Raw genomic sequence first — 11,724 nt, 5'->3', positions numbered from 1 at the left:
ATACGTCGTCTTGTCTTTTATATAGCCAGAACTCGAACTCTCATCCAAATCCTGAGCCGCAGACAGCGCCGCCTACGTTTCTCTTTCTTACTTTATAAAATTATCAATGAGCACGAGAAAATCAAACAACCAATTCTCTCAAAAACAGAAAACCGAACCGCAACCCCAAATCTCTCTGGAGCTTAGAGCTACCGATAATCTGTCAGATAATCCAGAGCGCATCGTGCCGTCGCCGGCAGCGCCGTCGCTCTCGATGGCCCGACTTATAGGACCAACATTAAAAACCGTCAAGCGCTTTTAATCGAAGGAGGGGTGAAATTGTTGAATAAATTCCTCTCATGCAACAGCAGCAGGATCAAACTTCCCTAGGAACACTTCGACTTGAACTGCGCATAAATCAGCAGGAAACTGATAGTTTTTGTATTCTTAATTTTGGGGAAAGCGATGCAAATGACAGCCATGTCAAGCTGTGAATTATCTCATGCTTATCGTCGATTTGCCTTGATAGAAGCCGGAATGTCCTCACCCCTTTATGCCGCATGGGCCGAGGCTTGCGCGGAATCAGAGCAAATTCTCACTCTGCTAAGGCAATTGCCTAAGGGTAAACAACAGCCGAACCTACTGTTTGCGGCGGTGCGACTGCATTTAGGCGAAATTATAGCCAAGAATCGCTTTGAGGAGAGAGTCATTGAAAACTGGGATATCATCCGAAACACCATTATGAGGCGAAATACACAGACAAATGAGGTGGCACGCTGCGGCTACTGGTTACCAATTCTCAGCCAAATCCATGGGCCGATCGCTCTTATAGAGCTGGGCGCCTCTGCCGGCCTTTGTTTGCTGCTCGATAAATATAGGTATGTCTATGGGCAGGAATGGCTCGAGCCAAGAGGTCAGCCACACACCTACAACTCCTCAATTCTAATCAAAACGGTGGTCAGCGGCGCAGGCCCACAGGCGAAACGATATCCAGAGATTGCGTAGCGTAGCGTAGCGGACCGGACTGGATCTTAACCCCCTCGATTGCCACGATGCGGATGTGAGAAATTGGCTGACAGCGCTGGTCTGGCCGGAACACCATGAACGACGCGAGAGGTTGACCAAGGCTCTCGATTTCGCAAGGCATCAAAACTTGCAGATCGTTAAAGGCGATGTGCTGGATGATCTACCCAGCCTGCTAGGAAAAGTACCTGTGGGACTAAAAACCGTTGTACTGCATAGCGCTGTACTCAACTACGTCATTGATGAAGATAAGCGGCGGGCATTTAGCGCCTACATGCAAGAGAGTGATGCTCTATGGTTGAGCTGTGAGTCGCCCAGCGTTTTCCCTTGGCTTAAGGCACCACATATCTCCAAGGTAGAATCACTTCGATACATAATGCGCATCAATGGTGAGCCAATAGCAAAGTGTGCACCGCATGGCGGTAACCTGGAATGGTTTGAGGGGGCGCAACAACAGGTGAAGGACGCACTTGCGGCGTTTGTTTCTGCTAGATAGGCGTTTTTCAAGCGAAATCTAACCCGGCAATGCGGGTTTGCCGTTGACATTCGTGGTATATCCGAGGATTTACGCAGCTTGGCATTTGCTCTTCAAAGAATTGAGGAGGTTTGCCCTTCGCCCAGCCCCAGGGGGGCCTATCTGGCTCAAGCAAGTGTTGGCGCGATGAAAGATCGTCGGTGGCAGAGATGTCTGTTGCTAGTTTTGGTCGCTTGGCGCGCGGTGCTGCTTTCTCCAACCGCCCCAAGAGCACATGAAAAGGATAAACGGTTGCGCCAGCATGAAGATGCTCCTCACTCCGTTTATGGTCTGGATCGTTGGGGCAAGGGGCTCGTCTCCGTGCTCCCCAATGGCGATATTGGCCTGAGCAATCCGCTTCTACCTGAAGCGCCTAAAATCAGCCTACCTGAAATCGTTGAGGATTTGAAGCAGCGCGGCATTCATGCCCCTTTGCTTTTGCGGGTTGGCTCGTTTCTTGAACACGAGATTACCAAGATCAATCGTAGCTTTGGGAATGCGATTGAGCGGATCGGCTATGGCGGCGTGTATCGCGGCGTATTTCCGATCAAGGTAAACCAGCAAGCCCAGGTGGTGGACCGTATTGTGGAATATGGCCGCCCCTATTCGTTTGGTCTTGAAGCGGGCTCCAAGCCCGAGCTGGTAATAGCCCTTGCACATAACTTAGAAAAAGATGCGCTTATCGTTTGTAACGGGGTGAAAGACGAAGAATTTATTCGTCTTGCCATTCTGTCTCGCAAGTTGGGCTTTAACACCATTATCGTGCTGGAAAGCCCGAAAGAGCTGGATACCGTTATCGATGTGGTAAACGAGCTGGGCGAAGAGCCGCTGCTTGGTGTCCGTGTTAAGCTCACCAACGAGATTTCCGGCAACTGGGCGAAAAGCTCGGGCGACCGCTCAACATTCGGCATGAACACGGACCAACTGGTTAGTGTCATCGACCGGCTGCGCGAGGCAAATTTACTGCATTGCCTCAAATTGCAGCACTCGCATTTGGGATCGCAGGTGCCGGATGTGAATGATGTTCGCCGTGCTGCGGGAGAAGCCTGTCGTTATTTCACAGAGCTCTCCAATGAAGGGGCGCCGCTCACCTATCTGGATTTGGGTGGCGGACTTGGCGTGGATTATACCGGCGAAAAACGGGCTACGGAAAGCTCGGTGAACTATTCGGTAGAAGAGTATTGCACCAATATCGTCGAAACGGTTGCCTATGCGCTGGACGAAGCGGGACTGGCTCACCCAACGCTGATTACCGAAAGCGGTCGGGCGACCGTCGCCACATCGTCCATGCTGATCTTCGACGTGCTGGAAGCCACGCTATTTGATGCTGATGCTGCGCCGGACGTTGAAAACGACGACCATCACCTTGTCTCCGATCTGGCGGCGGTTAAAGGCTACCTTTCCAGCAAACGCCTACAAGAGTGCATCAATGATGCCACCTATTACCGCAATGAGCTGCGTGCATTGTTCCGCCGCGGCTATATTGACTTGCGGCAGATGGCACGAGCGGAGCGCATCTATCTCCATCTCATGGGTCAGGTGAAAGAGGTGGCACGGGTGAGTGAGGATCACGAGGAGGTGCAGGCGCATCTTGAAACCCTCGTCGATATCTATCACTGCAATTTTTCTTTGTTCCAATCACTGCCTGATGTCTGGGCCATTGACCAGTTACATCCAGTTGTGCCGCTGCAAGATTTGAACACACCGCCAGATCGGCGTGCGGTTCTTTCTGACATCACTTGCGATTCAGATGGCAAGATTGACCGATTCATTCTCGATGATGGTGTCCATCCCTCCTTGCCGGTGCATTCTCTGCGCGATGATAAGACCTACTATCTGGGCGTGTTCTTCGTGGGCGCCTATCAGGAAACGCTCGGCGATTTGCACAATCTGTTTGGCGATACCAATGTCGCCACAATTGATCTGCGTGCTGATGGCGGGTTTGATCTTTTGCAGGAAGTGGAAGGCGATACCATCTCGCAGGTGCTTGCCTATGTGGAATATGACCCGCGTGACTGCGTGGATGCTTTTAGAAAAATCATCGACCGTGCCATTTCCGAGGGGCGGGTGAAAACATCTGATCGCCGCGTGCTAATGAATGCTTATCGCGACAGCATCAACGGCTACACCTATTACGAATAATATCTGGAAGGACAAGAACTGATGAGTAGTACCCTAGTCATTGGAGCGGGCGGCGTATCGTCTGCCGCTGTTCACAAAATGGCGATGAACGCCGACATTTTTGGAAAAATTACCCTTGCCTCGCGTCGTAAATTTAAATGCGATGATATTGCGACCAGCGTGAAAGAGAAAACCGGCGTTGTAATCGAAACTGCCGAAGTGGACGCCATGGATGTGGCCGCCGTTGTTGCGCTGATTAAGCAGAGCGGTGCCCAGCTGCTGGTGAACCTTGCCCTGCCCTATCAGGATTTAAAGCTTATGGATGCCTGCCTTGAGGCGGAAATCCATTATCTTGATACCGCCAATTACGAGCCTGAAGACGAAGCCAAATTTGAATACCATTGGCAGTGGGCTTATCAGGAGCGCTTTAAGGAAAAGGGTCTGACCGCTATTCTTGGCTCCGGTTTTGATCCCGGTGTGACCTCTGTGTTTGCCACATGGATCAAAAAGCACAAGCTGGACAGCATTCGCCAGATCGACATTCTCGATTGCAACGGCGGCGATAACGGCAAAGCCTTCGCCACCAATTTTAACCCGGAAATCAACATCCGTGAAGTGACCGCCGAGGCACGCCATTGGGAAAAGGGCGATTGGGTTACCACCCCGGCGATGAGCCACAAAGTGGCCTTCGATTTCCCCGGAGTGGGCGAAAAGAACATGTACCTCATGTATCATGAGGAATTGGAGAGCCTGAAAACCCACTTCCCGGAAATCAACCGCGCCCGCTTCTGGATGACATTTGGCGATGCCTATATCAACCACGTGAAAGTGCTTGAAGGTATCGGCATGACCTCCATTGAGCCTGTCATGCACGAAGGGCACGAGATTATTCCGCTGCAATTCCTGAAATCGGTATTGCCAGACCCGAGCGGGCTGGGCGAGCTGACCAAGGGCAAAACTTGTATCGGTGATATCATTACCGGTGATGCCAAAGATGGTTCGGGCGAGAAGACCTATTACATCTACAATATCTGCGATCACGAAGAGTGTTACGCCGAAGTCGGCTCGCAGGCGGTTTCCTATACGACCGGTGTACCGGCAATGATTGGCGCGGCCATGGTGCTGAAAGGCATATGGAACGAGCCGGGCGTATGGAACATGGAACAGCTGGACCCGGATGGCTTCATGGAGATGCTCAACACCCAAGGCTTGCCTTGGCATGTGCACGAGCTTGACGGCCCGGTTGATTTTTAAATCATGGCTGAAATGATGCAAACACAGGCAGGGGATGCCGGGGCATTCAAGCGGTTCGATTTGAGCCGCGTTCCCTCCCCTTGTTTTGTGGTGGATGAAGCAGCGCTGGAGCGGAATCTCAAGATCCTCGCGGATGTGGGAGATCGCTCCGGCGCTCATATATTGGCTGCGCTGAAGGCGTTTTCCATGTTTGCTGTCGCGCCGCTGGTGCGCCAGTATTTGCAAGGTACCTGCGCCTCCGGCCTTTATGAGGCCAAGCTGGGGCGTGAAAAATATGGCGGTGAGGTTGCCACCTTTTGCGCCGGCTACAAAGCCAGCGAGTTTGAAGAGATTCTCTCTTACTCCGACCATGTGATTTTCAATAGTGCCAGCCAGAAACAAGCGCTGTTGCCGCTGGTTGCGAAGGCAGACCACCCAGTAAGCGTGGGCTTGCGGATCAATCCCGAGCACTCCGAGGGCGAGATCGCCAAGTATGATCCTTGCGCACCGTGTTCGCGGCTTGGTACGCCGGTTTCCCAGCTGACGCCAGAGGTGATGGCGGGCATAGACGGGCTGCACATGCATACGCTGTGTGAGCAAGGCTTTGAGCCTCTGGCCCGCACATGGGAAGCGGTGGAAGCCAAGCTGTCCCCGTACTTGCCGCAGCTGAAATGGCTTAACTTTGGGGGCGGTCATCACATTACCCGTGCCGATTACGACCGCGAGGCGCTCATAGCGTTTATTAAGGATTTGAAGGTGCGCACCGGATTTGAAATTTATTTGGAGCCGGGCGAGGCTGTTGCACTTGATACGGGCATACTGGTGGGGGAAATCCTTGATTTGCCGAAGAACACCATGGACCTTGCAATCTGCGATATTTCTGCAACTTGCCATATGCCAGATGTTATCGAAGCGCCTTATCGCCCTGCCATGCTGGGCGAAGTGAGTGAGGGTCATTGCTATCGTTTTGGCGGGCCATCTTGCTTGGCCGGAGACGTGATTGGCGATTACAGCTTTGAAGCGCCATTACAAGTGGGGCAACGCTTCGCCTTTCTTGATCAAGCGCATTACTCCATGGTGAAAACCAATAGTTTCAACGGTGTACCGCTGCCAAGTATTGCGCTTTGGAACTCGGAAACTGACGCGCTGATCATGATCAAGCAATTCTCCTATAACGATTTTTTAGGGCGCCTGTCTTGAGGAATGAACTGCTTGGGCCTTTAACGGAACCAAAGGACAACAACAGATGACAGTTTTTCTCGATAGTGAGTTAAGCGCAGCAGAGCGCAACGCTGAGAGTCGGTTTCAGGTTATTCCCATGCCGCTCGAGCGTACAGTTTCCTATGGTTCGGGCACGGCTTCGGGGCCTGAAGCCATTATCAATGCCAGTAATGAGCTGGAGCGGTTATGCCAGGGCAAGTTTCCTTGCGAAGCTGGCATTTTCACCCAACCGGTTGTGGCGTGTGATGGACCCTTGCCTGACGTGATGGAGCGGCTGGCAAAGCGCACTGAAGCGGCTGTCTTGGCGGGGCAGTTGCCAGTTACTTTAGGGGGCGAGCATTCCCTCAGCTTTGGTGCGGTTAGCGGCGTTGTACGCGCGCTGGCCCAGCGCGGCGAAGGGCCGGTTGGTATTGTGCAGATCGATGCCCACGCGGATCTGCGCATTGCCTACCAAGGGGAGCCGCATTCGCATGCCTCGGTGATGAATTTGCTGGTGGAAGACGGCGTTAAACTGGCGCAGTTCGGCGTGCGCGCAATCTGCGAACAAGAGGTGCAATCGCGCCAGAAGTTTGGCGTGTTCTACAAGGATGCCGAGGAGTTGGTAACTAGCAACATCATTGATGTGGCCTTGCCTGAGAACTTCCCGCAGAACATATACATTTCGTTTGATGTTGACGGGATCGACCCATCGCAAATGCCCGCAACCGGAACGCCGGTGCCAGGTGGCCTGAGCTACTACCAAGCGCTGCATTTGGTGGAGAATAGCCTGAAAGGGCGGCGCTGCGTGGGAATGGATATTGTCGAGCTGGCGCCGAACGGCGATCCCGCTTGGGATTTCACAACAGCGCAAATCGTTTACCGCCTGATGGCCGCAACGCTTTAACAAAGGATTTGCCGGGCATCCCGGCATTTCCTTCGTCAATCCAGATTTAGCGGATGCTCATGATCCGACAGAGAGCTTGTGCAACAGCAATGATCTACTTCTCAAAGCCCTCCCCTTGGTAATTACCCCCTTTATTTGGCGTCTATTTCAATTAGTTTCCACTAGCTAAGCTCTCACACAAAGCTCTGTTTACGATTCATTCAATTACAGATTCAAAGTGAGTGTTTGCTGTGTTTTCCTTTATCGTTTACGGTCGAAATGACAATTATGGGTACAATCTACATAAGCGCGCGGCTCTAAGTCTTAATTGCATCGCCCACCTGCTTGATGGTGATGATGAGATCATATTTGTTGACTATAACACCCCTGATGATTTCCCTGTTTTTCCCGAGGCAATTGCCGATACGCTTACTGACAAGTGTAAAAAGCACCTGCGGATTATTCGCGTGCGAGCCTCTGTGCATCACGAACTTTTCGCCGAAAAGACCCATTTGAAAGCCTTGGAGCCGATTGCTCGGAATGTGGCGCTACGGCGAAGCAATCCAGACAACAAGTGGGTTATCTCCACTAACACGGATATGATTTTTGTTCCCCATGAAATGCAGCAGCTTTCTCGAGTGTTTGCCGAGACTGAAGACGGCTTTTACTGCGCTCCTCGGATCGAAATTCCCGAGACGCTCTGGGAGGGGCTTGACCGCTACAACCCGGCGCAAACGATCACGCAAACGCGGAGGTGGGGCACAAGTGCGCATCTAAATGAACTCGTCTATGGGCCTAAGGAAACGCTCTATGATGGGCCTGGAGATTTTCAGTTTATGCTGCGGCAGGACCTGTTTGATATCGACGGCTTTGATGAAGAAATGCTGCTCGGTTGGCATGTGGATTCTAACTTGTTTAAACGGCTTAGTTTGCACCGCGGCAACATAGGTGATGCAGGCAAGCACTTATATGGCTATCACTGCGACCATACCAGACAGGTTACCCAAGCCCACGAACACGGCTCTCCAGAGAACGATCCACGTCGCTTTGTTACCGGCGTTGAGACCCCATACCTGTGTGAGCAGAGGAACTCTTGGGGGCTGAACAACCACTCTCTGGAGGAGTTCAGATTGGCAGGCAGCTCCGCGTCCCACTTTATTCAGGGTGTTGAAGAGGCTCTGCAGCCACCATTGAAAGAGCCAACACGTTCTTTGTTCTGTAGCGAGACCTATGGTAAGCAAACTGCTTCACCGGCGCATACCGCCCTATTCATTGCCGATATTCTGGTGAATGCTCCAAGGGCGGTAAAAATTGGCTGGATCGGCCCGCAAGATACGCTTTTTAATTATACTCAGGCCCTGCTTGTTACGAACAATACCTGCGTCGAGTTTGTTCCCCTCACATTGCAAAACTTTCATAACTGCGAAGAGCAGATTGGTTGCTTTGTGTTTAACTTCGGCTGCGAGTCGCTTGTCGCGGGACAAGAAAAAGACCATGTTCTTGCGTGCTTTGACATGGCACTTGCTGCCGAAAAGCAACGGCACATTAGCGGTCAAATAGCCCGGCGTCTTATCTGCGCAAACGCTGTACATAATCAGTTCGAGCAGGTTGTCTTACAGAATGTGAACTGTGCAAAAACTCCATTCTCAGCACGACTTAGGCACGGTTACGTGCAGCGACGTGAACACATAAACAAGCTAGAGCACCTCACCAACAACCGGCAAATTGACCTGCTCGATTTCATAGACTTAGGAAACGGAGCGGAGCGGACGCAGCCTTCAATTCAAACAGATAACAAGCAGAAGGGAATTGTTGTCTCTGGACCATATTTTGCTCTTGAACCCGGGATGTTTGAGGTTCGTGGGCGGCTGACCGTAGATGAAGTATCATTGGTTCCCGATAGGATTTTTAACAAGAAACTTGCCTACATTGAGATTCTGGTTGGCAGTAAGATCTTACAACGCAAGACCATTCGCTCCTTAAACACTCAGATACGTGAATTCTCATTGGCACTTACTATCCGAGAAGAAGATGTGGGCAAACCAATGCAGGTACGTATCTACTCCAAGGGCCGCAGCACTCTTTCCATCACGCGGCTAGAGCTACGTAATCTCTCTACAAAGCTAGAAGAGAAAATGGAGAGCACTCCATGACAGTTAAAGAGCTATCACAGAAAATTCGCGCCCAGATTGATAGAAGACACCTACGGCCACGAGCTACGAAGAAGGCGGGAAGCATCTTTGTCGAGGTGCCTGAAGGAGATCCGATCGAGCTGATTTCCTATTATGACCATTTTAAAGAATATTACAGAAACTGTGAACCGCAATCAAAGCGTTGGTGTCAAAGGCATATTCAACCCGACTGGCAGATATTCGATGTGGGAGCAAATATTGGGTATTATACAGCGCTCTTTTCACGTTTGGCTTCTAGCGGAAAAGTGGCCGCTTATGAACCTACCAGCACCATTGACATGCTGCGGCAAAACCTTGAAAACCTTGGAGTAGACGGTGTTGAAACGCACCAGATCGCCCTTGGCGAGGTCTGCGGTTTTAAAGAGGAATCTGTGTATCGCATCTGGGGGCATCCTCCAGAAACCAAGGGGTACTCGTTTTCTAGTGTAGATCATGAGATGGACCGCTTGGGATGGTCACGACTAGATCTGCTCAAGATCGACGTCGACAGCTTTGACTTCGAAGTTTTGCGCGGCGCAAAACGAACGATTGCCCAATTTAATCCATGGGTGCTTGTTGAGCTTAATCATGCGCTATCCAAACGTGGTCAATCGGCAGGTGATGCTTTTGAGTGGCTTGCGCGGCAAGGGTATGAACAGGCACTACAGCTCGATAGTGAGAACTACTTGTTGCGACGTCCTGATAAGGCACAAAGCTCTCCCTCCTTGAGGATTGTGTTTGATCGCGAACCCATCTTTGAATTGGCACAAAGGCCCGTATGCACGGGTGAGGAAGTTGAGTTACAAACATTGAGCGCCAAACTATCTGAGGGGGCAGAGCGTGTTGGTACGGGGAACAGCTATCAGTTCGTAGGGCCAGCTTGGGCCTATGCGCTAACTTTGCCCATTGCGACAAGCAAACAAGTCCCTGCACTCGTAAGCATTGAGATCCAAGCCATCAACGGGATAGCAAGTGTTCTTGTCATAGACGAAGATGGCGCGAAGCTTGGCGATGAGGTTGAGGTTAGAGCCCCCGCGAGCAAGCTCGTTCAGATTTATGTCTCGGACATTAGTCTTGTTGGCGCCGTCATTGTTCGAAATACCGCTAGCCCGTCGGATATACTTAAGTTTTCCCATTCTCTTGTGCGTGCATATCACGCTAATCTGGAATCTCCAGATAATCTTCCTTATTGCTATGATTCAGGCTGTGATCATATTGATGTTAGAGCCCTAGCGCGAAAAGTGGACCGAACAGCGACTGCTGCAAATAAGACAATCCCCATTGTGAACGTTCAGGAACTCGATAAAGCTTTTAAGTGTAAACAAGCATTTTTCAGCCCATCAAATATCGTCGAGGTTCCCATTGTTAATTTAAAAATGGAAGATCATGACGCAATCATTTTGGAGCAAATTTATCGATGGCATCAACCAGCGCGACACCTTGAGTTTGGTACATGGCAAGGCTTTGGCACAAAATTATGCGCAGAAAGCTGTGATGCACATATATGGACAATTAATTTGCCCGAAGGAGAGCGAGATCTGAAGGGCAATGCCGCCTATCAACACCCAGATGGCACTGCATCTGATTGTGGTGCGCAAATCGGTTCTTTGTATCGAGAAGCAGGACTTGAGGATCGCGTTACACAAATCCTCGCGAATAGCACTACGTGGGAGAGCAAGGATTTTCATTCGGGTTTTTTTAACTCAGCCCTGATCGATGGCGGTCATACTCCAGATGTTGTAGCATCAGATAGCATCAATGCTTTTAGATTGGTAAAATCAGGAGGGCTTATCATGTGGCATGACTTTTGCCCTGATGAAACAGCTCTTCAACACTCAAAAGCAGCTCGCGGTGTTGTGCAAGCTATCTGTGAAAACTGGGCGGATTGGCACGAGCTCTTCTCCAAGGTATTCTGGATCCGCCCCAGTTGGCTACTCGTTGGGATTAAGAAGTAACTGCAATGGAACTTGACAATTTAACCTGACTGACAACGGTGTTATCAACTTAACTTGAAGTCGCTCGCAACAGTCTCCTTCGGGCCCATTTCAGACGTCAATCATGGCGGCTCTGTCAGGTTGATGAGCGCTTTGAGATCGCGTAGTTGTTTGCCATGGTTAAACTTGATGTATTTCCGGCTCTTAAAGGTTACCGTTTTCCTCGCAGCATTATAGGTTACGCCGTTTGGGCCTATCACCGGTTTGCCATGAGCCTGCGAGATGTTGAAGATCTGCTGGCCGCATGGGGAATAGTACTTTCCTACGAGACGATCCGGGATTGGGTAAACAAGTTCGGGCGTTATTTTGCTGGTAAAATCAGACGGGGCCGGCCAATGTATTGACCCAGCAATTTCTGCTCAAGTTATGCCGCTAATTTGTATGCCTCGTTAGGTGTCTTCATTGCAAGAGCCTGATGAGGCCTCAAGCCATTATAAAACGTAACCCAATTAGCAATTGTTCGGCTGGCATGGATTAGGCTTTCGAAGCGTTGGCGATGAACGCATTGCTCCTTCAGCGACCGGATCAATCGTTCCATCATGCCGTTCTGCTGCGGACAATATGGTGTGATGAACTCTTGGCGCAGACCGTAGCTTCGGACCAGGG

At 50.9% G+C, this 11,724-nt stretch carries 10 protein-coding genes and 1 pseudogene; 10 read left to right on the top strand and 1 reads right to left on the bottom strand.

Annotated elements, in window-relative coordinates:
* From AYK82_RS18190 to AYK82_RS07620, 10 genes and pseudogenes are all read left to right on the top strand, one after another.
* On the top strand, nt 1-186 hold a 186-nt coding region (locus tag AYK82_RS18190), incomplete at its 5' end, for a hypothetical protein (protein ID WP_208976436.1).
* Between the two features lie 258 nt (nt 187-444).
* A complete protein-coding gene (locus AYK82_RS18490; protein ID WP_082733810.1) occupies nt 445-984 on the top strand; it encodes a DUF2332 family protein in 540 nt (179 codons plus the stop codon).
* A gap of 19 nt (nt 985-1,003) precedes the next feature.
* Nucleotides 1,004-1,498: a DUF2332 family protein gene (locus AYK82_RS18485; RefSeq protein WP_082733809.1), complete on the top strand. Its 495-nt coding sequence runs from the start codon at nt 1,004-1,006 to the stop codon at nt 1,496-1,498.
* Nucleotides 1,499-1,663: 165 nt separating this feature from the next.
* Nucleotides 1,664-3,658, top strand: coding sequence for a biosynthetic arginine decarboxylase (gene speA, locus AYK82_RS07650; protein ID WP_172795211.1), 1,995 nt, complete (start codon nt 1,664-1,666; stop codon nt 3,656-3,658).
* Nucleotides 3,659-3,679: 21 nt separating this feature from the next.
* Nucleotides 3,680-4,891 carry a saccharopine dehydrogenase family protein gene (locus AYK82_RS07645; protein ID WP_068313640.1) on the top strand — a complete coding sequence of 404 codons (1,212 nt, stop codon included), beginning with the start codon at nt 3,680-3,682 and terminating at the stop codon, nt 4,889-4,891.
* Nucleotides 4,892-4,894: 3 nt separating this feature from the next.
* On the top strand, nt 4,895-6,070 hold the full coding sequence (nspC, locus tag AYK82_RS07640) for a carboxynorspermidine decarboxylase (RefSeq protein ID WP_068313637.1): 1,176 nt from the start codon (nt 4,895-4,897) through the stop codon (nt 6,068-6,070).
* A 46-nt stretch (nt 6,071-6,116) separates the two neighbouring features.
* On the top strand, nt 6,117-6,974 hold the full coding sequence (gene speB, locus AYK82_RS07635) for an agmatinase (RefSeq protein WP_068313634.1): 858 nt from the start codon (nt 6,117-6,119) through the stop codon (nt 6,972-6,974).
* A gap of 230 nt (nt 6,975-7,204) precedes the next feature.
* Complete coding sequence (locus AYK82_RS07630; protein WP_156453293.1) at nt 7,205-9,106, top strand: hypothetical protein; 1,902 nt, start codon at nt 7,205-7,207, stop codon at nt 9,104-9,106.
* Nucleotides 9,103-11,079, top strand: a complete 1,977-nt coding sequence (locus tag AYK82_RS07625) for a class I SAM-dependent methyltransferase (RefSeq protein WP_068313629.1) — start codon at nt 9,103-9,105, stop codon at nt 11,077-11,079. The genes AYK82_RS07630 and AYK82_RS07625 overlap by 4 nt, the downstream gene beginning before the upstream one ends.
* A gap of 155 nt (nt 11,080-11,234) precedes the next feature.
* Nucleotides 11,235-11,453 (top strand): annotated as a pseudogene (locus AYK82_RS07620) (IS6 family transposase); the annotation flags it as partial.
* A 29-nt stretch (nt 11,454-11,482) separates the two neighbouring features.
* On the opposite strand, the gene AYK82_RS18585 reads toward AYK82_RS07620, so the two are convergent.
* Nucleotides 11,483-11,704, bottom strand: a complete 222-nt coding sequence (locus AYK82_RS18585) for an integrase core domain-containing protein (protein ID WP_425272569.1) — start codon at nt 11,702-11,704, stop codon at nt 11,483-11,485.
* Nucleotides 11,705-11,724: the final 20 nt, after the last annotated feature.

It is taken from the genome of Polycladidibacter hongkongensis, assembly GCF_001561995.1.
In the GTDB taxonomy this organism is placed as follows: domain Bacteria; phylum Pseudomonadota; class Alphaproteobacteria; order Rhizobiales; family Stappiaceae; genus Pseudovibrio; species Pseudovibrio hongkongensis.
This window is presented reverse-complemented; position numbering and strand designations above follow the sequence as displayed.